Genomic DNA, 25,584 nt, shown 5'->3' on the forward strand with positions numbered 1-25,584 from the left:
AGGTGGTGGCCACGACGAGGCGAGCAAGTGCGGCCATGGTGGCCGCCTGTACGCGGTCTGGGGTGTCAGCGGGGCTGTGGTAGCCGGCCATGCCGGCGCCGATGCCTACCGCCGCGAGGCCGGCGGCGGCGTAGCGGCGGCGCCGCCCGGCGACCCGACCCGCCGCCCCGCGAACGGCGCGCTGGACAACGCCGCCACCGTCGGGGACAACCGCCGCTCGGACACCGCGTCCAGCAGCCGACCCAAGCCCTCGACCGGGACCGGCGTCGCGAGTTCGCGGGTGGTCATCCGCAGCAGCCCGCGCCGGAGGCGACCGCCTCCGCCTTGGCCACCGTGCCGCAGCAGCCACCCGACGCCTGTGCCTCGGCCTGGGTGCCGCAACACGGGGAAGCCTCCGCGCTGACCGGGTCGGGCAGGGTGATCGTGGTGGTCTGGGGTGGGTTGCCGCAACAGCCGCCTGAGCCGGTCAGGGCCAGGGCCGCGGCCGGGTCGCCGACGAAGGCGCCCGGCGTGCGGCCCGGGGTCTGGGTGTCGTTCATCTCATGCTCCTTCAACAGGTGGCCTGCTCGGTCGTCGATCGGGATGGGACAAGGTTCGGTTTAATGGGGCACTGTCCAGGACGCTGTCTTGACGTTCTTCTAATCAGAGAGTTGCACGCTGTTTCGAGATCTGTCAACCTAGAGGCATGTCGAAGCAGGCGGCGGCCCTGACCCTCAATGACCTGAGTGCTGGCCAGCCATGCTGCGCGCCGATCACCGAGGACCGCATCCCCGCCGAGACCGCGACCGTGCTCGCCCCCGCCTTCAAGGCACTGGGCGACCCGGTCCGGCTGCAACTGATGTCGATGATCGCGTCCGCGCCCGACGGCGAGATCTGCGTCTGCGACCTCACCCCGGCATTCACCCTGTCCGGACCGACGATCTCCCACCACCTCAAGACCCTGCGCGAAGCCGGCCTCGTCACCGCTGAACGACGCGGCACCTGGGTCTACTACCGAGCCCAGCCCGGCCTCATGCGCCAACTCGCCAGCCTGCTTACCGTCGAGGCGTCCGTCCTGGTCGGCTGACCCGCACTCGACGCGGACCTGATCCTGTGTAGGGCTGGCTCGGGCTGAAGGGACGTCGCGGTCAGGGGTTGATCAGTCTCCAGTCGCCTTCGGAGATGATGTCAACGGTGCCATCGACAACCTTGATGGCGGTGTTGTCGTCGATGGCGTAGGTCGGGACCGGGATTTCGGACGCCCACTTTTGGATGTTGGACAGCTCGGCGTCCTCTATGTCCGGATGATTGAGGTGGGGGTACCGCGTGAAGTCCACCAGCCCCAGCGCCCGGTCGGCGCCCTGCGCCATGTTGCTGCCGTCGGGGACGAATCCAAGGTTGAATTCGGCGTCGCAGTTGTACGGGGTGACCGCGATACTCCCGGCGCTGACCCCTATATAAACCGTGTCACTCAGCGACGGTAGGAGGTCGGCCAGACCCGACTGGCGCAGCCAGTAGGTCAGGTACAGCACATCGCCGCCCCAGACGAGGAGGGCATCGGCCTCCCGGACCGCCGGGACCCAGTTCTCTTCTCGAATGGTCGGCAGTGCGGTGAGTTCCAACATCCCCAGGGACTTCCAACCCAGCTGGCACAGCGGGATCGAAGCCTGGCCGTGAATCGCCTTCCACGCCCTCTCACCCCCGCCGGAGAAGGGGTAGACACCGGTGGGAATGAACAGGGCCGTGGACTCGGCGATCGGCTTGCCCAGCAGGTTGACGAGCGCGTCGGAGATGCTCGGGTTACAGATGCCCGACGATGTGAGAAGGAACTTCATGAAATCCGCTCTCCTGACGCCGCATGACGGTGATCATGTTGCCCATGAGGACCAGCGTCCCGCTCGCTAACCCGAGCGACACATCGATGGATCATCCGTTGGCGGCCGTCCAACCGTCAACTGCCTCCGCCCGCACGACGACGACTGTCCTTTGTCATTGAGGTATGTTTCTCGTGTCAGCGAGCTTTGTCCCCGCGGGGATTTCTGCCATCGAAGTTTGCGCGGTGCCCGCTTGTGCCATTGCCGGTTGACCCAACGCTGTCGTTGATTCGGGCTGGAAGGTAGGCCTGCGCCGAAGAGCTTCGACCCGCACCGCTTCCGGCTGATCGACGCGGACCCACTCGACAGGGGCGTGGTCGTGCTGCGTTATCGCGCCGGGTGACGGCCGTTCAGGTTCCGCAGGTGAAGCGGTCCACCAGTAGCGCGAGGCGCCGTGCGTGGTCGGCGCGCCGCAACCGGCCGCTGCGCATGAGCGTCACCAGCCCGTGCAGCGCGCTCCAGAAGGTCTCGGTCAGCGCCTCAAGCTCGTCGGCCGCGGCGATAGGGCGCACCGTTTCGGCCAGCTCGGCGAAGCCCCTGGGCAGGTCGATCGGTGCGTCCGGACTGGCGAACGGTAGGTCGACGCGAAGGGTGAACATCGCGTCGTAGAGGGCGGGCCGGCGTTCCGCGAACGAGGTGTAGGCCTCGGCGACGGCGGCCACCGCCTGGCGCTCGCCGGCCGCGGCGGCGCGTGCGGCCGCCAGGTCCCGGGCCAGGTCGGCGAAGCCCTCCACGGCGACGGCGGCCATGATGGCCTCCTTGCCCTTGAAGTGGCTGTACAACACCGGCTGGCTGTATTCGATCTCGGCGGCGAGCCGGCGCGTCGTGACCGCGTCCCACCCCTCCGACTCGGCTAGGTCCCGCGCCGCGGTGATGATCGCGCGTTCCCGTTCCGCCCGCTCACGCTCGCGGCGCTCCCGAATAGCCATGCCCAGAATCCTAGCACTGCTAGCGATCCTGCCAAGGCTATGCTAGCTTCGCTCTTGTTCCTAGCGTCGCTAGATTTTGGAGTGAGGCACATGCTCAATCCCATCGCCTACGGGCTCGCGATCGTCCTCAACCTGTTCCTCGTGTACATGGGATCCCGATTCCTGCTGCAGCCACGTCCGTCGGCCGCCGGATACGGCGTACCGGTCGCCCCGGACGGCGACACCACCTACCTCACGGTGAAAGGCCTGCGCGACCTCGTCTACGGCCTGGTCGGGCTCGCCCTGATCGCGTTCACGACCGCTGACGCCGTCGCCTGGTTCATGCTCGTCGTCACCCTCAACCCGCTGGGCGACACGCTGATCGTGCTGCGCCACGGCGGCACCAAGGCGGTCGCCTTTGGCATCCACTTCGCCACGGCCGTGGTCGTACTCCTCGACGCCGCCCTCCTGTTCGCGGTGTAGCGCCGCTGCCGCGGGTGCAGTGTGCACTGCCGCTCGCCGGCACCACCGCCGTTCTCACCCACCCGGACGCTGAACCGCCCTTCTGAACCCCAGCCCAGCAACGCCCCGCCACGCAAAAGTGGGCCCCCAAGGTCAGCGACATTGATCAATGGAAACCGCTCGACCCGGGCCTGGAAGTCACGCACATCTAGGCCCCGTTCACACGAACGAAGCCAACCGGTGGAACCCCACCCTTCGGAACGAGCCCGCCATGCCCACAATGCCTTGCCTCGGAAATGCACGGTGATCTGCGGGTTACCGCGGATGGTTCGGGTGCGGTGTCGCATGTCGGTGCTGTGCTGCCGCGGATGCTAGCCAATCGTCAGGCGGGTCGGCGCCGAACACGACGTCGCCGTGGAAAGTGGCCCGGCCGCACGGGCCATCCAACGTGAACACCGCCCGGTCGAACCGGCTGCCGTCGAACCGGATCGTGCCATGGAACTGGGCACCGATGAACTCGGCGTACTCAGCCTCGCAGCCGCTGAAGTCCAGGTCGACAAGCGTGGCACCACAGAGCCATAGGTTCATGTCGTGCCATTGCCCTGGGCCGGGCCGAAGTCGCTGAGCGAGTATCTGCTGCGCTTCATATCGCAGCCGCAGCAGCGTGGTCTGCTCGGCGGTGCGGCCCTCGGCGCGTAGGTCGAACGGTATGGGAACCCGCAGGAACGCGCACAGGGTCATCACGACTCGCTGCCGCTGCTCGGGCCGGTCGTCACCGAGCCGGGCCAGGACCTGCAGCCCGGCCGAGCGGACGGCCGGATCGCGGTCGGCTAGCTGCCGGGTGTAGGGCATCACCGACGCGTCGGGCACCAGATCGCCGCCGCCCTCGATGTCATCCGACGCGCTGACCATGCCAGATCGCACTGTCCAACCGAGCGGCCACACGGACTCGCCGTCGTCGGTGCCGCCGGCCCAGTACGCACCGGTGAGGTCGACCGCAGGTTGGTCAAGATGGACCCGTCCGGCGAATTGGGCACCGGCGAACGTGGCCTCACCTGCGAACCGGGCGTAGTAGAACCAGGCCGGGCCGTCGAAGCGGACGTCGCGAAACGACACATCGTGGGCGAACCGCGCGCCGTCGCCGCCTTCCTCCCAGTCCTGGTAGTCCTCCATGAGCACCGCGACGGGCCAGCCCGGATCGTCCTCGTTCGGCTCGTCCCACGGCGCCGGGTCGATCTCGTCGACCGTCTCCCATGCCTCGTCGTCATCCCACCATGTGTCGGTGCCCCGGCCGAACCAGGCCATGCCGCCGAACACTGCGCCGGTGAAGTCCGCCCGTCCGCGAATCCGGGCCCGGCCGAACTCGACGTCGCCTTCGAACCGCACGCCGGCAAAGCTGGCGTCGCCGTAGAAGACAGCTCGCTGGAACGCGACATCGTCATCGAACGTGGCACCGTCGAAAACCGTGGTGCCGTGGAACCGGGTGTCGGCGAACCTAGCGCCGTCGAGCCGGCAGCCGCTGAAATCGGTATCGGTAAGCGTCGCTCCTGACAGATCGACACTGATGTCGTTCCACCGTGCCACGGCCTCCGTCGTGCCGCCCACGCGCAGCCGGTCCGTGAGTAACCGCAGCACCGCACAACGCTCCTCGGCCGCGACGTCGCTCGGCTCGGTCGGGGTACGCAGCCAGCCGCAGATCATGTCCGTGACCGGTTGCCGCAACTCTGGATCGGCCACGGCTAGTGCGATCAGGCCGTCCGTCGCCGCACGTCGCATGCCAGGCGCCGCTGTCGCGAGCCGATCGGCAGCCGCTCGGTACGCCGTCGAGGTCTCGTCCACGGGCGAGAGCCTAGTTGACATAGCCTTGGTCCCGGGGATCTGCCGCGTGCTGGTCAGGTCAAGTCATCGGGTGAGCGTTTGTCGGATCGCATCGCGATCGGGGTGTTGACGCGCGCGTGCGACGACTGTGCCATGGGGGCCAGCAACTCGCCCGCGACCTGCTGGCCGGCTCCGGCCAGCCACCGTCGTATGTGGACGCGATGAACGCCAAGGACTTCGCCAGGGTCGCGAGCCTGTTCGCCGCCGACCGTCGTGTCGATGATGTAGCCGACGTTGGTGATCGGGTTCAGGTCGTCCGAGGGTTCACAGGCCGATGTCGGTCAGCCACTGGCTGGGGGTTCGGGGGACGATGCCCAGTAGCTTCTGGGCGGAGCGCTCGGCCGCGATCGAGCCGGCTGCGCCAGTTCGAGTACGGGCTCACCCCTCTCGGCGAGGGGCTGCGCGACGTCCTGGAGGCGATGGCGACCTGGGCCAAGGCGGTGCCCGATCCCGGGGCCGACGTCACCGTCTGATTTGCGCCCTCCGGGGGTGGGGGAGGCGGTCACGCCGAGGACGCGAGCCTCTGCCGTAGGGCGTCGTTGTCGTCGTGGTGGACGACCTCGTCGAACCGCAGTCGCAGCCCGTACTTGGCCAGCAGGTCGGCGACGATCGCGTCGAGTTGTTCGCGGTGTTCTTTGGTGCGGGCCTGAAGGTATGCCTCACGGACCTCTTCGGGCTCCCCGGCGAGGACCTGGTCCATGCGCTCGCGGATGTACCGCTTGAGGTTGATGTGCTCCATGTACACCTCGCCCACCCCTGCCTCGACGAGCCGGCCGAAGAGGTCGTCCAGGAGCTCGGGTTGGGTGGCGAAGTGTGGCAGGAGCGGGCCGACGAAGGCGTAGGTGGGGATGCCTGCCTCCCTAAGTTCGGCCAGGGTGCGCAGGCGGCGGGAGGCGAGCGGGGCCCGTACCTCCAGCCAGCGGCTGACCTTGTCGTCGGTGGTGGTCACGCTCATGCCGACCTCGGCGCGGGGCAGGCTGGTGAGCAGGTCGATGTCGCGGGTGACGACAGGTGACTTGGTGAGGATGCGGACCAGGCCCGGGTACTCAATGGCCTTCAGCTCGCGCAGGATGCCTCGGGTGAGGCGGTATTTCGTCTCGTGGCCCTGGTAGGGATCGGTGACCGAGCTGAGCAGCATCGTGCCCCGGCGCTTGTCCTCCGGCATCCTCGCGAGCTCTTTGCGGGCCAGCTCCACCGCGTTCTTCTTGACGTATAGGTAGTCGCCCCACTCCTTGACGGATCGGTCGAACTGCCGCCCGGCGAAGCTGGCGAAGCAGTAGGCGCAGCCCAGCACGCAGCCGGTGTATGGGTTGATCACGTAGTCGTTCGACGGAGTCTTCGACTTCTGGATCAGGGTCTTCGCCTCGATCTCGACCGGTTCCATGGCCGACTTCCTTCCTGCTGTTCAACCGTTCGCCGTCAGCGCGACCGGTCTCCTGTGCTGTCCAAGAGCGGTCCGCTGGTAGGCCACCGGACCCTCATCCAGGAACAATAATCCCAGGAAGTTGATTCCATGGAAGATAAGTGGTTTGCTGGACAGCAGTCGATCACGGCTCGCGGTCCTGCCGTGGGTCAGCTCGCCGAGTTGGCCGAGAGTAGTTATCACCCGCCGAGTCCAGCCCACCTCATAGAGTTACTGCACCCCCGGGAAGGGGGTGAGGAGGAATGTCATGACCGTTCCCGCCTTCAACTCGGTCGCCTGGTTCGAGTTCGGCTCCGACCAGCCGGAGAGGGTCAAGGAGTTCTACGGCGAGCTCTTCGACTGGAAGTACGTTCTCAACACCAACACCCCGGGTGTCACATATCACTCGGTGATGACGCCGGGCGGTCAGCAGCCGACCGGCGGCGTATGGGAGTCAGAGGGCGCGTTCCCCAACTACGCGATCTTCTACGTCCTCGTCCAGGACGTCGCTGCGACCGTCGAACACGCCGAGAGACTGGGAGCCGAGGTGCTCATGGCACCGGTCTGCGACGCCGCGGGCTTCACCTTCGCCCGGCTGCAGGACACGGCGGGCAGCCACTTCGGCGTGTTCTCCGCACCCGCGCTCTGACCGGTTCCGCGGAGCCGCGTTCTCACCATTCTCCGCCTGGAGGTTCCCGATGTCCGGCGCCAGCGCCACCAGCGAAAAGATCCCCGTCCGTGTCTACGGTGGTCCGACCACCGTGATCGAGTACGGCGGGCTCAGGTTCGTCACCGACCCCACCTTCGACCCGCCAGGCGAGTACCCCATGCCCCTGCCCGGCGACCACAAGCTCGTCAAGACCGACCCTGCGCTCGTCACCGCCGCCGACCTGGGCCACGTCGATGCCGTCCTGCTCTCCCATGACGAGCACGACGACAACCTCGACCACGCCGGCCGCGCCTTCCTGCCCCAGGCGTCGGTCGTCTTCACCACTGCCAGCGGCGCCGGTCGTCTGGGCGGGAACGCTCGCGGGCTGGCCTTCTGGCAGACCGCCGAGCTCAAGCGGCCCGACGGCGCCACCGTGACCGTCACGGGGTTGCCGGCCCGGCACGGCCCCGCCGGCTGCGAACCGATCACCGGCGACGTCATCGGTTTCATGCTCACCGCCGACGACCTGCCCTCGGTGTACGTCAGTGGCGACAACGCCGCCCTGGAACACGTCAAGGAGATCGCCGAGAAGTTCGCCCCCATCGACACCGCGATCCTCTTCCTCGGCGGCGCCCGCATGGCCTTCGCGTTCGAAGGCGCCCTGCTCACCCTCGACAGCGCCCAGGGTGCCGAGGCCGCGAAGGTGCTCGGCGCCCGCCGGGTCGTCCCCGCCCACTACGACAGCTGGGCCCACTTCACAGAAGGGCGAAACGAGATCGAGGCCGCGTTCACCGATGCCGGCCTGGCTGGCTGCCTCGACTTCGCCCGCTAGCCATTCATCCCCGTACAAGAACCTTTGGAGAAACCACCATGACCAGCACGAACATCGACATCGCCCGCACCTACTTCCAGGCCGTGCAGACGGGAGACATGGCCACCCTCGGCGAACTCCTCGACGAGTCGATCGTCTGGCACCAGCCCGGCGCCAACCAGTTCTCCGGCGTGCACAAGGGCCGCGACGCCGTCTTCCAGATGCTCGGCAGCATGATGGAGACCAGCCGGGGCACGTTCGCTATCGACAGGATCCACACGTTCATGGCCAACGGCGACCTGGTCGCCGCCACCATCCACTTCAGCGGCCGCCGCGACGACGCGTCGATGAGCATGGACGGCGTTGACCTCCTGCGCGTCACCGGCGGCAAGATCACCGAGATGTGGCTCTTCTCCGACGCCCCGGCCGCCGAAGACGCCTTCTGGGGCTGAACCTCTGTGGTGTCCGGGGCCGGTTCGGCCTCGGACACCACGAGCCGATCCCGCGAACGCGCAAGGCACGGTCAGCCCACGGGCACTGCGCGGGCGTCGCGGCTCACGACGCCGGCCGGCCAGGCTGCTTCGGCGCCCGCGTGCCCGGCACCGGCGTTTGCTCGGCGGCCTTCCGCTCCGCGTCCAGGGCCCGTCCGGCTGCCCGCAGCGTGCCGAGAACCACCGTTACCTCGCGCACGGACTGCTCGGGAATCACCGACCCGATCCGCAGCTCCAGCTCTTCCTCGAAGACCTCCAGCGCCCCGTCGACCAGCTTCCGCCCCTCAGGCGTCAACTCGACGACCGAGGAACGGCGGTCGTTCGGATTGGCCCGCCGCTCGCACAAGCCCGCCGCCTCCAGACGGTCGACCACCTTGCTCGTGCCGCCCACCGTGATCGAGAACTCCTCCGCGATGTCCTGGATCCGCGGCCCGGGCCGGCGCAACAGCAGGTGCAGCACCTCGAACGAGGTCAGCGGCAGGTCGTACTCGGCCCGCAACCGCCCCTCGATGCCGTTCCACAGCTCGATCTCCAACGAGACCAGCTCCCGGTACAGCTGCTTCAGGTCAGCCATCACTCATCTTCCGAAGAACTATCTTCCTTAGATGATTGATGGTAGGTCATCGGTGTCCGGACTCTCACCAATCCGGGCGCTTTGAAACTCGTCTCGAGCAGACCCGTCGTGTACTTGTCGCACCACCTGCCTTCGTGTCGGCGTGGTGCCGAGCTGTCCCCACACGGCCGTCGGCGTCTGATCGGCGTAGGCGGGTGCCCTCTCCCATGGCGGCAGGTGATCGACGGGCGAGAACCTCCACGGTGTTTGCGACGGCCGGTGGCTACTGCAGCATCTCGGCGGTGATGGGTAGTTCGCGGATGCGCCGGCCGGTGGCGTGGAAGACGGCGTTGGCGATGGCGGGTGCCACGCCGACGTGGACGAGCTCGCCGATGCCCTTGACGCCGATCGGGTCGACCTCACGGTCCTCTCCGCGCAGGTAGATGGCGCGCAGATTGGGTACGTCGGCGTTGACGGGGACCAGGTAGTCGGCGAGGTTGGCGTTGGCGATGCGTCCGTCGCGCGGGTCGGTGACGGTGTGTTCCAGCAGCGCGGTGCCGATACCGCCGACCATGCCGCCGATTGCCTGGCTGTCGGCCAGGGTGGGGTTGACGATGCGGCCGGCGTCGTAGACGCCGAGCATTCTGCGTACCCGGACCAGGCCGAGGTGGGCGTCGACGGCGACTTCGGCGAAGGTCGCGGCGTAGCCGTACAAGGAGAACCGCTCCGGCGGTGGTGGCGGGGCGAAGGAGCCACGTGCGTCGAGGTGGGTACGGCCCTGGCGGGACAGCAGCTGGCTGTAGGTCTCACCGCGGGCTGGTTGATCGCGTAGGGACATCCGGCCTTGGTGGACGATCACCTTGTCGGGATCGGCGCCGTAGAGCGGAGAATTCGCGTCCTGGACGGCGAGGGTGATCGCCTGTCGCCGGACCTTGTCGCTGCCGTCCTGCACGGCGGATCCGACGCTGGCCATGGTCTGCGAGGCGCCGTGCATCGGGGTCGGCGGCATCAGCGAGTCACCGAGCAGGAACTGCACGCTGTCCAGGGCCAGCCCCAGGGAGTCGGCGGCGACCTGCGTCATCGAGGTGTAGGTGCCGGGACCCATGTCGCTGCTGGCGGCCTCGACCACGGCGCTGCCGTCGGCGTCGAGGCGGACCCGGGCCTGCGCGGCGTTGCGCGTCGCGTCGTAGACGCCGGCGGCCATGCCGGTGCCGATCAACAAGTCACCGTCGCGCCGCGAGCGCGGCGCCCGTGGTCGGTTCTGCCAGCCGAACTCGTGCGCTCCCACGGTGAGGCACTCCCGCAACCGTCGGGTGGAGAAGGGCAGACCGGTGGATTCGTCTCGCGTGGGCTCGTTGCGGTGGCGCAGTTCGACAGGGTCGACGCCGATGCGATAGGCGAGTTCGTCCATCGCCGACTCGATGACGTGCGCGGCGGTGGAATAGCCGGGCCCGCGCATCCACAGTGGCGTGTTCACGTCCAGCGACACCGTGCGGTAATCCTGGCTGACGCGCGGCATGCTGTACAGCATCTGCCCGGTCGTGAGGATGCCCTCCTGGAAGTTCTCGTACCGTGACGTCTCGGCGCGGATGTGGTGTGCCGCCGCGCTGAGCCGGCCGTCCCCGTCGCTGCCCAGCCGTAGCCGGTATCGGTACGCCGGCCGGAACCCCGTCCCGAAGTACATCTGCCGCCGGGTCAGTACCAGCTTGACCGGCCGGTCGAGCTCACGGGCCGCGAGCGCCGCGATGATCACGTGCGGCCAGCAGCGAAGACCGGAGCCGAATCCGCCGCCGACGAACGGGGAGAGGACCCGCACCGACCCGAGGGGCAGGCCGAAGACGGCTGCGAGTTCGGCCTGGGTGCCGCCGACCCATTGGGTCTTGTCCCAGACGGTCAGCCGGTCACCGTCCCAGGCTGCGATGGTCGCGTGCGGCTCCATCGGGTTGTGGTGGTTGCGCGAGGTCCGATAGGTGACGTCCAGCTGCACCGCTGCGGAGGCCAACGCCTCCTCGGCGGTGCCGCGCGCGTAGGTCACGGGTTCGTTGGTCGGTGCGGAGTCCAGGTCGTACGAGGGATGCTCGGTGTCGTAGGCCACCTCGACCAGGCTGGCGGCGTGCTGCGCGCTCTGCAGCGTCGCGGCGACCACGACCGCGACCGGCTGGCCGAAGAAACGGATTTGGTCGTCCTGGAAGACACGCAGCCGCTGTCCCGGCGGGTTGGTGGATCCGGTGTAGTCCCGGTACGGCAGCTGCGGCGCGTTCACGTGGCTGATCACCGCGAGCACGCCGGGCTGGGTGGTGGCGGCGCTGACGCCGATGCCGGTGATCCGGCCGCGGCCGACGGTGCCGTCGACCACGACGGCGTGCACGACGCCCTCGATGGGGTGGTCGGCGGCGAATCGGGCGGCGCCGGTTACCTTGAGCCGGCCCTCCACCCGCAAGGTGGGCGCTCCGACGGCGATATTTGGCTGACCGGTCACATGCCACCTCCTACGACGCGCAGCTGGCGCTCCACCGTGCGCATGAGCAACTCGACCTTGAAACCGTTGTGGCGCAGCGGCCGGGCGCCGGCGGTGGCGTAACGCGCCGCGCGGGTCCACAACGCCGGTGACGGACGCTGACCGATGAGGTGCTGCTCGACCGCGCGCAGCTTCCACGGCACGGTGCCCACGCCACCGGCCGCTGCCCTCGCCTCGCGGATCACTCCGCCGCGCACGTGCAGCGCGACCGCGGCGGAGCACAGCGCGAACTCGTAGGACTGGCGGTCGCGTACCTTCAGGTAGCCCGAGGCCAGCGGGCGTGGATGGGCGGGAATCTCGATCGCGGTGATCAGCTCGCCGGGCCGGATGGCCTGTTCGTGCTGCGGCGTGCTGCCGGGCAACAGCAGGAAGTCGCCGATCGCCACATGGCGGGCACCGTCGGGTCCGAGCAGGTGGACGGTCGCATCGAGTGCGGTAAGGGCCACGGCGAGGTCCGAGGGGTGGGTGGCTACGCACGCGTCGGAGGTACCGAGGATCGCGTGCGTGCGGTTGTAGCCATCCAGAGCGGCGCAGCCGGAGCCGGGCTGCCGTTTGTTGCACGCCGCGGAGACGTCACGGAAGTAGGTGCACCGGGTGCGCTGCATGATGTTGCCGCCGAGGCTGGCCATGTTGCGCAGCTGTGGAGAAGCGCTGAGTTCCAGCGCCTGCGACACGACGGGATATCCGGTGCGGACCAGCGGATGCCGCGCTGCCTCGGCCATGCGGACCAAGGCACCCAGCCGCAGCCCGCCGCCGGTTGTGGCCGCGATGCCGCGTAGCGGCAGCGCATCGATGTCGACCAGCTCGTCGGGGCGTTCGACGGTTTCGCGCATCAGATCGACCAGCGTGGTACCGCCGGCGATGTACCGGCCACCGCGATGGCCGGCCGCCAACGCCGCCGGCACGTCGCTGACTCTGGTGTAGGAGAAGGGGAACACGGCTCACCCCTCCTCAGCGGTCTGCTCGACCGCGGTCTGCTCGACTGCTTTGACAATCTTCACGTAGCAGCCGCAGCGGCAGATGTTGCCGCTCATCCACTCGCGGATCTCTTCGGGAGAGCCGCTGTGCCCTTCCCGGATACAGGCGACGCCGGACAGGATCTGCCCAGGTGTGCAGAACCCACATTGGAAGGCGTCCTGGTCGATGAACGCCTGCTGCAGTGGATGCAGCTCGTCGCCTTGCCGGCCGGCCAATCCTTCGATTGTCGTAACCTCGGCGCCGTCCAGGCGTACGGCAAGGGTGAGGCACGCGTTGACGCGGCGGCCCTCGACCAGCACCGTGCACGCCCCGCACGCCCCGGCGTCGCAACCCTTCTTCGTCCCGGTCAGACCCACTTGCTCTCGCAGTAGATCCAGCAGCGACGTGCGGTTATCCACCATGCCACTGTGCGGCCGCCCGTTGACGATTACCGAGATCGGGCTCGACATGACCCCCGCGACGGGCTGTGCGAGCAGGAAGTCGTCCGCCTCGGCCACCCGCGTCCGTACGTCCGTCAGGCTGAGCGCTACCAGGGGTGCGCCGCGAGGGCTGGACAGGTGCTCGGGAGTCGGCGCCGACTCTGCCATGTACCGCTCCTTGGTGGGTAGCCGCTAAGGCCCAAGCCAGGTTTGGAAGACCCAAGCGGGGCCGAGACGGTCGGCCCCGGTCTGCCGCGGTAGCCGAACTGACTGTGCCGTACGTCGTCAGATCATTGACGCTATGTTCGCCGGCGTACTAAGGAAAGCGATGATTTCCGATCAAGTTGATCGCTATGTGCAATGCTACGGCTCATGGCTGACGTCGAGCTGCGCCGCCCGTTAGGAGTCCCGTCCTAGGCTCGCGAAGGTCGCCGCGTCGGGCCGACCTTATGCGCGCCAGCCTTCTTCGCGCCTGCCAATGCGCGAGCGAGCGAGATTGCCGTATGAGCGAGCGAGATTGCCGTATGCGGAGCTGGCCGCGGTCGCGGCGCAAACGAACTGTCATGCCGGCGCCGGTCGGTCGGTCGGTATAGCGTGACTGATGGGCTACCTGCCCGGATACGCGACACCGCGAGCAGCCCCTGGTCGGCGCCGATCTGGATCAGCGGAAGCGGGCGGCCGTCCTCGGCGACGGCCTCGAGTTCATAGTGCCTAGCGTTGGAGCCGTTGAGGATGCGCAGCCGGTAGACGCCGGTGTCGACCTCGTGTACCGGCCATGTCGATCGCCACAGCCTTGATCTGGTACAGGTCGGTGATGGCCAGGGTGGCCCGGCCCGCAACGGGCCGGGCCACAGCTCATCGCCGCGCGGTGCCGGGTTGGAACCTGACAGCAAGCGGCGTGGCGAGAAACACGGACGAGTACGTGCCGACGCCGACGCCGACCAGCAGCGCCACCGCGAAGTCCACAAGCGACCCGCTGCCCAGCACCGCGAGCGCGCCGAGGATAAAGACCGCGCCCAGACCGGTATTGACCGTACGCGGGATGGTTTGCAGGCAGGCCCGGTTGGCGAGCTCGGCGATGTCGCGGCGGCGTGGCTTGCCCCGGACGAGCTCCCTGAACCGGTCGAAGACCACGACGGTGTCGTTCACCGAGTAGCCGATGACGGTCAGCAGCGCGGCGAGGAACACGCCGTCGACCGGGCGACCCAGCCACGCGAACACCCCGATCACCAGTATCACGTCGTGCAGCATCGCCAGCACCGCGGCGGCGCTCCACCGCCATTGGAACCGGACGGTCAGATACAGCAGCTGCGCGGCGAGTGCCACGGTGAGCGCGACGGCGGCGTTGCGCCGCAGTTCGGCGCCCAGGCTCGGGCCGATCAGCTCGTCCCGCACCGGTGTCGCGGTGCCCGCAGCCGCTTCGGCGAGCGCGGCGCGGACCCGCCGCTCGGTGTCGTCGTCGAAGCGACCGGCCCGTACCGAAACGTTGCCGTCCCCGGACTCGTTCACCACGGCGTGCGGCAGGCCGGTCGACTCGACGGCGGCGCGGGCGGCGTCGGTCGACAGCGGTTGCGTCGTGGTGTACTCGACCATCCGGCCGCCGGTGAATTCGACGCCCAGATTCAACCCGCGAGACGCGATACCGGCGACCGCGAGAATCACCGCCACTGTGGACACCGCGAGCCACAGCCGTCCACGGGATATCAGGGCCGGTTGGCGCCGCTCGATCGCCCGCCGCACCCAGCCCGCGTGACCGAGGCCGCTCCACGCCGGTCGCCGCGACAGCCACCGCCGCCGCAGCGCCACCTCCAACAGCAGCCGGGTCACGATCAGCGCGGTGAACATCGAGGCCAGGACCCCGACGCTGAGCGTGACGCCGAATCCCCGTACCGGCCCCGACGCGAACAGGAACAGCAACGCCGCGGCGAGCAGGGTGGTGATGTTCGAGTCGGCGATGGCCGACATGGCGCGGCCGAAGCCGCGTTCGGTGGCGCGTAGCAGGCTCCGGCGGCCGCCTGCGAACTCCTCTCTGGCCCGTTCGAAAACCAGCACGTTGGCGTCGATCGCCATGCCTATCGCGAGCACGAACCCGGCGAGGCCGGGCAGGGTCAGCGTCGCTCCGAGCGCCAGCAGCGCCGCGTACGAGACCAGGCCGTACGAGGCGAGCGCAACTGCCGCGAGGCCGCCGGCGATGCGGTACACGCCGGCGATGAACAGCATCGTGGCGGCCACGCCGATCAGCGCGGCCCACGTCGAAGCGTCGATCGCGGCGCGGCCCAGGGTCGGCCCGACGGTCCGCTGTTCGACGATCTCCACCGGTACCGGCAGCGCGCCGGCTCGGATCAGCAGGGCCAGATCCTTGGCCTCCGCGGCCGTGAAGCGGCCGGTGATACGCATCGAGTCGCCGGAGTACCCGACGTCGCAGACCGCCTCGGCGCCCATCTCCGGCGAGCTGAGGACCCTGTCGTCGAGGACGATCGCCAACCGCCGGGTCGGGTCACCCAGCGGCGCGCAGGCCAGCTTCGCCGACAGCCGCTGCCAGTCGCGTTCGGCCCGGCTGTCGGCGAACTTCACCACGACCTCCCAGCCGCCGAGTTCGCCGATGACGGCGTTCGCGTCGTCGATCCGTTGCCCGGCAAGCTCCACCGGGCCCAGCGGCAGCCTGCGGCCGCTTTCGTCCGGCAGTACCCGGTCGGCCCCGGTCTCGGCCGCGAGCACCGGGTGGAACGTCAGCTGTGCGGTCTTTCCGATGACCGCGACAGCGGTCGCGGGGTCGGAGACGCCGGGCAGTTCGACGATGATCCGGCGGTCGCCGGCGCGGATGAGTGTCGGTTCGGTGACGCCAAGCTCGTCGACCCGCCGGCGCAGCACCTCCAGGGTCTGGTCGGTGGTGGCGCGGTTGGCCTGATTCAGTTCTCCGTCTTTGGTTTCCAGCACTATCTGGGTACCGCCGCGCAGATCCAGCCCAAGCTTCGGCGGGCGGGTGGCGACCAGCCACCCGCATACGCCGAGCACGACGAGGGCGAGGAAAGCGCGCGCGGCAACGGCGCGCGACACGATGAGATTCTCCTTTGAGGACAGTTCGGACAGGACGCGGGAAATCACCGCGTCGCTGGCGGCGCCCTGCCCTGGAAAACCTGCCGGTGGAGCCCCGGGCGCTGCTGCCCCGCGGCCGCACGCACCACCCACCACAGCGCCGGCGGCGCCAACATGACCGCGGCGGACCAGGTGGCGCTGGCGACCTCGACACCGGCGGTTGCCGACCCGCCCCGCTTGACCAGCAGCACCCCGACCTTTGCGCGCAGCTCTGGCGAGAGCGGGGCGGCGAGCACGGCCCGGACGGTGTTGGCCGTCTGGCCCTTATCGTGCCGATGGGTGGTCTCAGCGGGCCCGGTGACCGCGATGGTGGTCAACAGCAGCGCGACGACGATCGGCAGGCGCTGCGCCCACCATCGTGCGGTCATCCTCGAACGGTACCGTGCACCCTTACGGTGAGCGGATGGATTTGCTCGTGGTGGGCGGTAGCGGCTTTCTCGGCCAAGAAGTCACACGCCAGGCGTTGCTCGCGGGCGACCGCGTCGTGGCGACCTTCCACAACCACGCTCTGCCCACCGCCGGCGTCGACTGGCGAAAGCTGGACATCAGACGCCGCAACGACGTCGCGGCCCTGGTCGACCAGACCCGTCCTGCGGTGATCATCAACGCCGCGTACCGGCAGACCGACTGGGCAACCACCGCAGACGGCGCCATGCACGTCGCCGCAGCGGCGGCCGCTGCCGGAGCCCGGCTGGTGCATGTGTCCAGCGACGCCGTCTTCTCCGGCGCCACGGTGCGATACGACGAAGCGTGCGACCCCGACCCCACAACCCCTTACGGCGCCGCCAAGGCCGCGGCCGAAACCGCGATCAAGGGTCTGGACCCGACCGCCATCATCGCGCGAACCTCGTTGATCATCGGAGACGGCGGCTCACCCCAGGAGAAGCTGGTGCACGCGCTCGCCTCCGGCACCAGGACCGGTGCCCTCTTCACCGACGACGTACGCTGTGCGGTCCACGTCACGGACCTGGCTTCGGCGCTGCTGGAGCTGGCCAGATCCGCGTACCGCGGCATCCACCACGTCGCCGGCACCGACGCCGTCACCCGGTACGAACTAGGAGTGCTCATCGCGCGCCGGGACGGTCTCGACCAGACCGCCCTGCCCACCGGCAGGCGCGCCGACACCGGCATCCCGGGTCCTCTCGACGTCCGCCTCGACTGCACCAAAACGCAGTCACGACTGACCACGCGGCTACGCGGCGCACGCACGTTCCTCGCCCAGGTTCACCGACGTTGAGTGGGCGAGGCTACCAGGCAGCGGGAGCGATAGACGCTGGATCATCGAGGCGTCCAATTACCTGGACGCCCGAATCATTGGACGTGGGGTGACTTGCGTCGATCCAGATCATCCGCCAATCCAGGCACTGTCCATCGATGATCCGTCGTGTGACGATCTGTGTTCGGTACGTGTTGATGGGTGATCTGACGGGGGACCCTCATGAACAGCGAACTTCGCCGTGGCCTTGGCCTCTTCACGGCCGCGGTGCTGGCCGCGTCCTTGCTCGGGCCGACGCCCGCAAACGCCGGACCCGCGCCCGGCGATCCGAACGGCGATCCACCCACCAAACGGCCGGCCAAGACCGTCACGCTGATCACGGGCGACCGGGTCAGCGTCGCCGCCGACGGCGGGCTGGTCGAGGTCACGCCCGCCGACGGACAGCAGCGTGCCGCCGTGCGCTTCTCGATCCAGCGCCAGCACGGGCACCTGATCGTCGTGCCCAGCGATGCGGCTCGTCTGGTCGCCGAGGGCCGGGTGGATCTCCGGCTGTTCGACGTGACCACGCTCATCGACTTCGGCTACGACGACGCGGCCAGCCGCGAGGTACCGATCCTGATCGGCGGTGCGCACAGCCAGGCCAAACTGCGGCGCGCGGATCTGACCGGCGCCGGCGCCGCGGTAACACGAACGCTGACCAGCATCCACGGGTTCGCCGCCCGCACCCCTAAGCGCGACGCGGCAAGGTTCTGGACCGCGGCGACGGCCACCGGCAGCGGGGTGGGCAGGCTGTGGCTCGACGGGCTGAGCCAGGTCAGCCTCGACCAGAGCGTCCCGCAGATCGGAGCGCCGACAGCCTGGTCCGCGGGGTACGACGGCACCGGTGTGACCGTGGCGGTGCTCGACACCGGCATCGACACGACACACCCGGACCTGGCGGGCCAGGTCGTCGCCGCGGCCGACTTCACGGGCGAGTCCAACACCACCACCGACCCGAACGGTCACGGCACCCACGTGGCGTCCACGATCGCCGGCACCGGTGCGGCGTCCGGCGGCCAGTACCGTGGCGTCGCGTCCGGCGCGAAGCTGCTCAACGGCCGGGTCTGCCGCGTCGACGGCCGGTGCGCCGATTCGGCCATCGTGGCCGGGTTGGAGTGGGCCGCCGCCACCCAGCACGCCGACGTGGTCAACCTGAGCGTGGGCGGGCCGGACACCGAGACCATCGACCCCAAGGAGGCCGCGGTCAACCAGCTCACCGCCGACCACGGCACGCTCTTCGTGATTGCGGCGGGCAACCGCGGTGACCAGGGGCCGGAGACGGTGGACTCGCCGGGCAGCGCGGAAGCGGCACTCACCGTCGGCGCGGTGACCAAACAGGACGCGCTGGCCCCGTTCTCCGGCCTGGGGCCCCGGATCGGCGACGCGGCGTTGAAGCCGGACCTGACCGGGCCCGGCGTGGACATCAACGCCGCACTGTCCAACCAGGCCGGTGGAAGTGCGGCGCGGCGTTACACCCGGTTGAGCGGCACCTCGATGGCCACCCCGCACGTGGCCGGCGCCGCCGCCATCCTGGCCCAGCGCCGTCCAACATGGACACCGGGTGAACTGAAGGCTGCTCTGATGGCGTCGGCGCAATCGGCCTCCGGCGTCAGCGCGTACGCCCAGGGCGCCGGGCGGGTGGACGTGGCTCGGGCGATCAACACGACGCTCACCGCGTCTCCGCCGAGCGTCAGCCTGGGGCGCCAGCTCTGGCCGCATACCGACGACACCCCGGTGACCCGTACGGTGAGCTACCGCAACGCCGGCAGCGCGCCGGTCACCCTGGCGCTCTCCCTGGCGGTCATGGACCCCGCCGGTGCACCGGCGCCCGCCGGCATGTTCGGCCTTGGCGCCACCTCGGTCAGCGTGCCGGCCGGCGGTCAGGCCAGCGTCCAGGTCACCGCCAACACCCAGGTGGCCGGCCCGGACGGTTACTACACCGGCCGGATCACCGCGACGGCCGGCGGTGTCGCGGTCGCCACCACGCCGATCGCCGTCGACCGCGAAGGCGAGAGCTACGACCTCACGCTGCGCCACCTGGACCGGCAGGGCCAACTTGCCACCGAGTACTCCACTGTCGTGTACGGGCTCGACCAGCAGCGCTCCTGGCGCCGGTTCGACCCGGACGGAACGCTGACCATCCGGGTACCGCGTGGGCGTTACCACTTCGACTCGCTCGTCACCACGGGTGCCGGCGTCGAATACACCATGCTGGTCCGGCCGGTGCTTGAGGTGACCGCGGACACCACTGTGGACGTCGACGCCCGGCTGGCCGCGCCGGTGACCGTCACGGTCCCGCGCCCGACCGCCCGGCTGCGGCACGGGCTGATGGGCTACATGATCCGCTCTGCCAGCCTGTCCTTCTCCGGGTGGGACCTGCGTTCGCTGACCGGCCTCTCCTCGGGCCACCTGGGCCCCGTGGTGACGGCCAACGACATGGCCTCCCAGACGGTGACGACGTGGGGGCAGCCAGGCCCGAACAACGACTACCTGGACAGCCCGTACGCCTACCACCTCGGCTGGATCGAAGACGGCCGGTTCCCGACCGGCGTCACACGGCACGTGAGCGACAGCCAGCTCGCCACCTACCAGACCAGCTATGCGGCGCAGACCGCGACGCAGCGGTACGGCTGGCAGCACGCACATACCGCGCCGCTGGTCAACCGGCTCGGATGGATATCCATAACGGACCGGATGCCGTTCACCCTGCCTGCCACCCGGACCGAGTACTACACGACCGACAGCCTGCTGTGGAGCCGCGTCTACGCGGAGTCGTCGACACCGACATTCCCGAGCCAAGGCCCCGACACCGTTTTGGAGACCGCCGCGACGGCGCTGTCGCCCGGCTCGTACACCGACCGGTGGAACGCCGGCCCGTTCGTGCCTGGGCTGCTGGGGCCGACCGGTCCGGGCCGGTGGGCGAGCCGCTCCGGCGACGTGATCAACCTGGAGTTGCCGCCCTACGGCGACCAGTCCGGTCACGCCGGGACCTCGGTCACGACGACCGCGCGGGTCGCCTTGTTCCGCGGCGGGACGCTGGTGGGCGAGAGCGACAGCCCCGGCTTCGCCACGTTCACCGTGCCGGCGGCGGCCGCCAGCTACCGGCTGACCCTCGACGCCACGCGCGGCACCGTCTCCGACTTCGCGACCCGCACCAGCGTGGCGTGGACGTTCCAGTCACAGTCCACACCGGACTGGCCGCCCACGCGGCTGCCGCTGATGGTCACCCGGTTCCAGCCGAACCTGGACGACCGCAACCGGGCACCGTCCAGCACCGCGTACAGTTTCCCGGTCGCGATCGACCGCCAGCCGGGGGTGGCCGCGTCGGCATTGCAGAGCCTCACCGTCAACGTGTCCTATGACGACGGTGTCACCTGGCAGCCGGCCACGGTGTCCGGCTCAGGTGACGCCCGTACGGTTACGGTGACCCACCCGGCCGGCGACGGCTTCGTGTCGCTGCGGTCGCAGGCGCAGGACGCCGGTGGCAACACGGTGGACCAGACCATCATCCGCGCGTACCGGCTGGGCGGCACCACTGCGCCGCCACCGCCGGTTTCGTTGAAGGCGCAGTACCAGGTGGGCAGCGCCGCCGCGACCACCAACCAGATCGGCAATCAGCTGCGGCTGGTCAACACCGGCACCAACCCGGTCTCGCTGGCAAACGTCAAGATCCGGTACTGGTACACCGCCGATGGCGCCCAGTCGCAGCAGTACCACTGCGACTTCGCCGCGATCGGCTGCGCCGCGGTGACCGGGTCGTTCACTTCGCTGGGCGCGCCACGGCCGGGCGCCGACACCTACCTGGAGCTGTCGTTCGCCTCCGGCACGCTGGACGCCGGTGCGAACACCGGCGCCATCCAGAGCCGGTGGAACAAGTCTGACTGGACGAACTACACGCAGACCAACGACCACTCGTTCGACCCGACGAAGACCGCCTCCGCCGACTGGACCCGGGTCACCGTGCACTATCAGGGTCAGCTCGTCTGGGGCAGCGAACCCTGACCGGTGACCAACACCCCAGGCGGCGGCCGGCTAATGGAGGTAAGACTGCGGAACTGGTCTCGCTGGCCTTAGCGGATCTGGATCGTGGTCGGCGGTGCGGAGCCGTGCTGGAGGCCGCCGAGTCTCTCGACGTAGCCGGAGGCGCTCCACGTCGCGGTGCGCATGCGGCTGCTCGACCGCGTACCAGCAGGGCGCTGGCCGGATCGACGTGGCCCGCGCGGCCGCCCAGACGGTGATCACCGAACCAGCCAGTGTGTCGTTTGGCCGGCAGGTTTGGCCGTACGAGGGCGGCCCGGACGCCCGTGCGGTGACCTACCGCAACACCGGCGACGCCGACGTCACCTTGGCGTTGGCTCTCACCGTGACCGGCCCGGATGGCGTCACCGCGGCAGCCGGGATGTTCACCGTCAGCGCCGACAGGGTGACCGTGCCGGCCGGCGGCAAGGCGCAGGTGACTGTCACGGCGGATCCGTCCGGCGTCCACCCGGCGGGACTCTATTCGGGCGCCCTGGTAGCTGTCGCCGGGTCGACCCGCGTGGTCACTCCGGTCGGCATCCACAGGGAACCGGAAAGCTACGACCTGACCGTCTCCTTCCTTGACCACGACGGCTCGCCGACGCACAACGCCTTCCCGAGGGTGATCGGGTGGGATCAACCGGTATGGGCATGGCTCAGGGTGAACGCCGACGGCACCTCGACCGTGCGGCTGCCCAAAGGACGCTACAACCTGGGTGCGTACATCGAGGCGGCTCAGGGAACGGCCCTGTTGATGCAGCCGGTCGTCAACTTGACCCGGAACCGCGCCATCACCTTCGACGCCCGGATGGCCAAGCCGGTCTCGATGACCGTGCCCGAGCCGTCCGCCACGCTCGGTTTCGTGGAGGCCGGCTACAGCTTTTATCGCTCGTTCGACTCTCCCGAATCGGGGATGACGACGGGAGCGGACAGCTTCGATCGGGTGCGGATGGCGCAGATCGGCGACCCGGTGGCACCGGGTGAGCTGGTTGGCATCGTGGCCGCGCAGTGGGCCCGGTCTGACGGCGCGGGCGACTTCACCGACAGCCCCTATCTGTACGCCGTGGCGGAGGCATTTCCGGGCCGGATGCCGACCGGCTTCGCCAGGAACCACCGGGCCAAAGACCTGGCCGCTGTGCGCCAGCGCTTCGCCGCTGGCGCGCCAGGACAATCGGCAGTCCGAGCCGTGTTTCCCTTCTTCACCCCGTTCATGGAAGCATCGGGGCTTACCGTTCCGACGTCATTGCCCAGCACGCGGGTGGAATACCACAACACGAACCGCGTGCGCTGGACATCAGACCTGGGACGGGTAGTCACAGCCGTCGCTGTTGACGTTGGTGAGGAAGCAGGTGAGGTCGCCGACGGTGGACACGATTCCGCCGGCCGCCCAGGCGACTCGGCGACTGAGTCACCGTGCGATACGCGACTGGTTGTTGACCTTCGACTGTACGGTCTGTGGTCATGGGCAAGGTCAAGTCCGCAGAGCCCCGCCGGCAGCGACACCCATGGTGAAGCAGACGTGCCCGAGGCCGTTCGCTGTGGGGCTGATGCTGGTCTGGATCGGCGTGTGGGTGGGCACGCTCGACGTGGTGGCCAACACGGTTGGGCTGTTCACGATGACGTGGGTGTGGCGCGATCACATCGAGGACTACCCGGTCGCCTTGCTCGTGATCGGCGTGGTTGCCGTCGTCGGCGTCGCCGCAGCGATCGGCACGGTTTCGCTGCTGCGGCGCGCACGGGGCCAGAGTCGGTCCGGGCGGATCGGGCTGGCGGCACTGATGTTCTGCTTCGTACCAGGCGCCGCCGCGAACTTCGCCGTAACCGAGCTCGCCTACCTCATCTGGACGGTCACCGACTGGGCCAGCCAGCACGGCAACCAGATACCGGACTGGACACCGCCCCTCCTGGTCGGGTCGCTGGTCGCGGACGGCGTGCTGCTTTCACTCGCGCTGACGGCCGGCATCCTGCTCCTTTTACCCGTCAGCGCCCGGCACACCAGCCGTTCATGAATCCTGCCGATTCACCCCCAGCCGTCGACCCACAGCAGCGCCGTGTGTATGCGGCGGGGACTGCCCAGCAGTCGTTTGCGTGTGCCAGCGACGAGTACGACGAGACCGCACAGCAGCCGCCACGCCTACGAACGAACGTGCCAACAGATCCTCCGGGAAGCAACCCTGTCCCGGCCGTGCCTGCCGGCAGGAGCTTACTGGCTGCGCGTCTGTTAAAGAGTGGGCACGATTGGCCGGATGGTGCCGTCGGTGTTGAATTCCATGCGGTCGATGGTGGTTTCGCGGTTCGTGCCGTTGCCGGCCGGTACGGCGAATCGGTGGTATGCCACGTACCAGGTGTCGGTGCCGGGTGCGCGGACCACGGAGTGATGACCGGTGCCCTTGATGCCGGCGTCGAGCCGCTTCTGCAGCACGACACCGCGTTTGGTCCACGGGCCGAGTGGTGAGGAGCCGGTGGCGTACGCGACCCGGTAGTCCTCGCTGCGGGTGTCGTTCTCGGACCACATGAAGTAGTAGACGCCATTGCGTTTGAACACGAACGCCCCCTCGTTGTACCCAGACGGGGTGATGACCCGCACGCGAGCCGGATCGAATGAGGTCATGTCGTTGTTCAACGGCACTACCCGCGCGGCGCCCTGCCCCCAGTACAGGTACGACTGCCCGTCGTCGTCGGTGAAGACCATCGGGTCGATCGCCTGCCCGGAGTATTGACCGCTACGGATCAGCGGTCGTCCCAACGCGTCCCGGAACGGGCCGGTGGGCGAGTCAGCGACCGCCACGCCGAGCTGCTTAGCGGTGTTCCCGCTAGCGAGTCCGCCGGAGAAGTAGAGGTAGTACCGGCCGTTCCTGGCCGCGACCGCTGGTGCCCAGGCAGAGTTGTCCGCCCACGATACGTCGGGCCCGTGGTTGAGGATAACGCCGTGGTCGGTCCAGTTCACCAGGTCGGTGGAGGAGAACGCCTTGTAGTACGTGCCGCTCCAGCTCGCGTACCCGTCCGTGGTCGGATACAGGTAGTAGCGGCCGTTGAAATTCATGATGTGCGGGTCGGCGAACAATCCCGGGATGACCGGGCCTTGGGTCGTCTTCGGCGCCCATGGCGCCGTGATGCGAAACGAGCTGTCCGCCTGGAACTGGGCGGTGGACTGGTAGGTATCCAGCCAGAGCGCGGAATCCCGGTGCCGGATCCGCCGGCTCGGGTAGTTGTGCGAGACCAGCGAGACCGAGCCGGCAACAGATCCCGCGACCGGGCAGAACGTCGCATCGCCCCGGAACGTCGCATCGCCGGTGTTGGCGTCGACCCTCAGCCGGTAGTCGCGATGCCGCAGGAACAGCCCACTCTTGGTCTGGAACGAATAGCACGCCGGCGACGCCAGACCGTTCACGATCGTGAAGGTCGCGTCGCGCTTGGTCTGCGCGTCGCTGCCCGCCGTCACCGGCGCGATCTGCCCGGTGGAGTTGAGGTGTCGCATGTACCGGCCGGCCTGGTTGACTGACTCCAGCGACTGCGCACCGGTCGGAATCGTGTCCGCGGACGCGACCGAGCCCGGTACGACGACCAGAGCAGCCACCGCGGTCAAGACGATGGCGCTGGCTCCGGCACGGCGGGTGAGCGTTCGTCGAGAAGCGTGCACGTCATCGCCTTTCTAGGATGGGGACGGCGGGGCGTACCCCGTGATCCGGCTGTCAAGGCGCCAGCGCGTCCGCGGCACCGCTGGCCCGGATCAAGGGGGCGGTGTTGCCGGCAACTCCCGCGGTTGTGCGCATGAGAAAAAGCTCCTGTTGCTGTTGGTGACTTGAAGGTCGGGTGGTTGGTCTATCGGACGTCGATGGCGTCGATGTTCGGTAGGCCGTCTGCTGTGGTGGGTACCAGCCGGACGGTGTTGCTGCCGGTGTTCAGCGCGGCGGTCAGGGTTTTGGTGGTCCATGCCGTCCATGTGCTGGTGCTTTCGAAGGACACGGTCGCGACGGTGGTTCCGTTGATGACCAGGCTGGCCGGGCGGGCGCCGCTGGTGCCGTTGGCGAATCGGACTGCGAGTGTGGCCGTGCCGGCGGCGGCCGCGTTCACTGTGAGTTCGGAGTAGGCGCCGACTGCGTTGGTGCCGTTGCAGAATCCGCTGCCGGAGAAGCCGGTGTGGTTGGAGTCGATCGTGCCTTGGCACACCGCTGGTGAGTTTTCCGCCTCGTACCGTTGGCCTGTGGGCTCTTCCGAGCCGGGGACGAACTCCCATCTGGTGTTGGAGCCGGCTGCGTCGGATGGGAGGCGGTCGCGGGCGGCGGTGTCGCCG

General features: G+C 68.8%; 24 protein-coding genes. 9 read left to right on the forward strand and 15 right to left on the reverse strand.

Going from position 1 to position 25,584, the window contains the following annotated elements; translation table 11 throughout:
* Positions 1-105: 105 nt before the first annotated feature.
* Positions 106-288: a hypothetical protein gene (locus tag V6V89_RS33080; RefSeq protein WP_334623479.1), complete on the reverse strand. Its 183-nt coding sequence runs from the start codon at positions 286-288 to the stop codon at positions 106-108.
* Complete coding sequence (locus tag V6V89_RS33085; protein ID WP_334623480.1) at positions 285-539, reverse strand: hypothetical protein; 255 nt, start codon at positions 537-539, stop codon at positions 285-287. Before V6V89_RS33085 ends, V6V89_RS33080 begins: the two co-directional genes overlap by 4 nt.
* A 146-nt stretch (positions 540-685) precedes the next feature.
* Between V6V89_RS33085 and V6V89_RS33090 the strand changes: the two genes are divergently transcribed.
* Positions 686-1,066 carry an ArsR/SmtB family transcription factor gene (locus tag V6V89_RS33090; RefSeq protein WP_334623481.1) on the forward strand — a complete coding sequence of 127 codons (381 nt, stop codon included), beginning with the start codon at positions 686-688 and terminating at the stop codon, positions 1,064-1,066.
* Positions 1,067-1,127: 61 nt separating this feature from the next.
* Here the strand turns inward: V6V89_RS33090 and V6V89_RS33095 are convergent, their stop codons facing one another.
* A complete protein-coding gene (locus V6V89_RS33095; protein WP_334623482.1) occupies positions 1,128-1,814 on the reverse strand; it encodes a Type 1 glutamine amidotransferase-like domain-containing protein in 687 nt (228 codons plus the stop codon).
* Between the two features lie 389 nt (positions 1,815-2,203).
* A complete protein-coding gene (locus V6V89_RS33100; protein ID WP_334623483.1) occupies positions 2,204-2,782 on the reverse strand; it encodes a TetR/AcrR family transcriptional regulator in 579 nt (192 codons plus the stop codon).
* 90 nt (positions 2,783-2,872) lie between these two features.
* On the opposite strand from V6V89_RS33100, the gene V6V89_RS33105 reads away from it, so the two are divergent.
* The gene (locus V6V89_RS33105; protein ID WP_334623484.1) at positions 2,873-3,244 is read left to right on the forward strand and encodes a DUF4267 domain-containing protein; all 372 of its coding nucleotides are present in this window, start codon (positions 2,873-2,875) and stop codon (positions 3,242-3,244) included.
* A 294-nt stretch (positions 3,245-3,538) separates the two neighbouring features.
* Here V6V89_RS33105 and V6V89_RS33110 read toward each other — a convergent pair whose 3' ends face one another.
* Positions 3,539-5,062, reverse strand: coding sequence for a pentapeptide repeat-containing protein (locus tag V6V89_RS33110; RefSeq protein WP_334623485.1), 1,524 nt, complete (start codon positions 5,060-5,062; stop codon positions 3,539-3,541).
* Between the two features lie 116 nt (positions 5,063-5,178).
* Here V6V89_RS33110 and V6V89_RS33115 point away from each other — a divergent pair, with 116 nt between their 5' ends.
* Positions 5,179-5,574 carry a hypothetical protein gene (locus V6V89_RS33115; RefSeq protein ID WP_334623486.1) on the forward strand — a complete coding sequence of 132 codons (396 nt, stop codon included), beginning with the start codon at positions 5,179-5,181 and terminating at the stop codon, positions 5,572-5,574.
* A gap of 29 nt (positions 5,575-5,603) precedes the next feature.
* Here V6V89_RS33115 and V6V89_RS33120 read toward each other — a convergent pair whose 3' ends face one another.
* Positions 5,604-6,485: an SPL family radical SAM protein gene (locus V6V89_RS33120; protein ID WP_334623487.1), complete on the reverse strand. Its 882-nt coding sequence runs from the start codon at positions 6,483-6,485 to the stop codon at positions 5,604-5,606.
* A gap of 286 nt (positions 6,486-6,771) precedes the next feature.
* Between V6V89_RS33120 and V6V89_RS33125 the strand changes: the two genes are divergently transcribed.
* From V6V89_RS33125 to V6V89_RS33135, 3 genes are read left to right on the forward strand one after another with little or no spacing between them, the layout of a single operon-like run.
* Positions 6,772-7,152 carry a VOC family protein gene (locus V6V89_RS33125; protein WP_334623488.1) on the forward strand — a complete coding sequence of 127 codons (381 nt, stop codon included), beginning with the start codon at positions 6,772-6,774 and terminating at the stop codon, positions 7,150-7,152.
* A gap of 49 nt (positions 7,153-7,201) precedes the next feature.
* Positions 7,202-7,984 carry an MBL fold metallo-hydrolase gene (locus V6V89_RS33130; RefSeq protein WP_334623489.1) on the forward strand — a complete coding sequence of 261 codons (783 nt, stop codon included), beginning with the start codon at positions 7,202-7,204 and terminating at the stop codon, positions 7,982-7,984.
* A 38-nt stretch (positions 7,985-8,022) separates the two neighbouring features.
* The gene (locus V6V89_RS33135) at positions 8,023-8,415 is read left to right on the forward strand and encodes a nuclear transport factor 2 family protein (protein ID WP_334623490.1); all 393 of its coding nucleotides are present in this window, start codon (positions 8,023-8,025) and stop codon (positions 8,413-8,415) included.
* A 103-nt stretch (positions 8,416-8,518) separates the two neighbouring features.
* On the opposite strand, the gene V6V89_RS33140 is transcribed toward V6V89_RS33135, so the two are convergent.
* The 6 genes from V6V89_RS33140 to V6V89_RS33165 form a co-directional block, all read right to left on the reverse strand.
* Positions 8,519-9,028: a MarR family winged helix-turn-helix transcriptional regulator gene (locus V6V89_RS33140; RefSeq protein WP_334623491.1), complete on the reverse strand. Its 510-nt coding sequence runs from the start codon at positions 9,026-9,028 to the stop codon at positions 8,519-8,521.
* Between the two features lie 262 nt (positions 9,029-9,290).
* Entirely contained in the window at positions 9,291-11,486 is a 2,196-nt protein-coding gene (locus V6V89_RS33145; protein ID WP_334623492.1) for a xanthine dehydrogenase family protein molybdopterin-binding subunit, read from the reverse strand.
* Positions 11,483-12,463 (reverse strand): FAD binding domain-containing protein, encoded by a 981-nt coding sequence (locus V6V89_RS33150; protein ID WP_334623493.1) that lies wholly within the window; start codon positions 12,461-12,463, stop codon positions 11,483-11,485. Before V6V89_RS33150 ends, V6V89_RS33145 begins: the two co-directional genes overlap by 4 nt.
* A 3-nt stretch (positions 12,464-12,466) precedes the next feature.
* The gene (locus tag V6V89_RS33155) at positions 12,467-12,952 is read right to left on the reverse strand and encodes a (2Fe-2S)-binding protein (RefSeq protein WP_334623502.1); all 486 of its coding nucleotides are present in this window, start codon (positions 12,950-12,952) and stop codon (positions 12,467-12,469) included.
* Positions 12,953-13,777: 825 nt separating this feature from the next.
* Positions 13,778-15,979: a protein translocase subunit SecD gene (gene secD / locus V6V89_RS33160; RefSeq protein ID WP_334623494.1), complete on the reverse strand. Its 2,202-nt coding sequence runs from the start codon at positions 15,977-15,979 to the stop codon at positions 13,778-13,780.
* Positions 15,980-16,023: 44 nt separating this feature from the next.
* Positions 16,024-16,386: a hypothetical protein gene (locus V6V89_RS33165; RefSeq protein WP_334623495.1), complete on the reverse strand. Its 363-nt coding sequence runs from the start codon at positions 16,384-16,386 to the stop codon at positions 16,024-16,026.
* A 35-nt stretch (positions 16,387-16,421) separates the two neighbouring features.
* Here V6V89_RS33165 and V6V89_RS33170 point away from each other — a divergent pair, with 35 nt between their 5' ends.
* Positions 16,422-17,255, forward strand: coding sequence for an SDR family oxidoreductase (locus V6V89_RS33170; protein ID WP_334623496.1), 834 nt, complete (start codon positions 16,422-16,424; stop codon positions 17,253-17,255).
* A 201-nt stretch (positions 17,256-17,456) separates the two neighbouring features.
* Positions 17,457-21,275 (forward strand): S8 family serine peptidase, encoded by a 3,819-nt coding sequence (locus tag V6V89_RS33175; protein WP_334623497.1) that lies wholly within the window; start codon positions 17,457-17,459, stop codon positions 21,273-21,275.
* Between the two features lie 312 nt (positions 21,276-21,587).
* Here V6V89_RS33175 and V6V89_RS33180 read toward each other — a convergent pair whose 3' ends face one another.
* Complete coding sequence (locus tag V6V89_RS33180; protein ID WP_334623498.1) at positions 21,588-21,737, reverse strand: hypothetical protein; 150 nt, start codon at positions 21,735-21,737, stop codon at positions 21,588-21,590.
* Between the two features lie 1,058 nt (positions 21,738-22,795).
* On the opposite strand from V6V89_RS33180, the gene V6V89_RS33185 reads away from it, so the two are divergent.
* Positions 22,796-23,299, forward strand: a complete 504-nt coding sequence (locus V6V89_RS33185) for a hypothetical protein (protein WP_334623499.1) — start codon at positions 22,796-22,798, stop codon at positions 23,297-23,299.
* Between the two features lie 212 nt (positions 23,300-23,511).
* Here the strand turns inward: V6V89_RS33185 and V6V89_RS33190 are convergent, their stop codons facing one another.
* Both V6V89_RS33190 and V6V89_RS33195 read right to left on the reverse strand, forming a co-directional pair.
* A complete protein-coding gene (locus V6V89_RS33190) occupies positions 23,512-24,930 on the reverse strand; it encodes a family 43 glycosylhydrolase (RefSeq protein ID WP_334623500.1) in 1,419 nt (472 codons plus the stop codon).
* A gap of 182 nt (positions 24,931-25,112) precedes the next feature.
* On the reverse strand, positions 25,113-25,584 hold a 472-nt coding region (locus V6V89_RS33195; protein WP_334623501.1), incomplete at its 5' end, for a carbohydrate-binding protein.

This window comes from Micromonospora sp. CPCC 206061 (assembly GCF_036906915.1).
GTDB lineage: Bacteria > Actinomycetota > Actinomycetes > Mycobacteriales > Micromonosporaceae > Phytohabitans.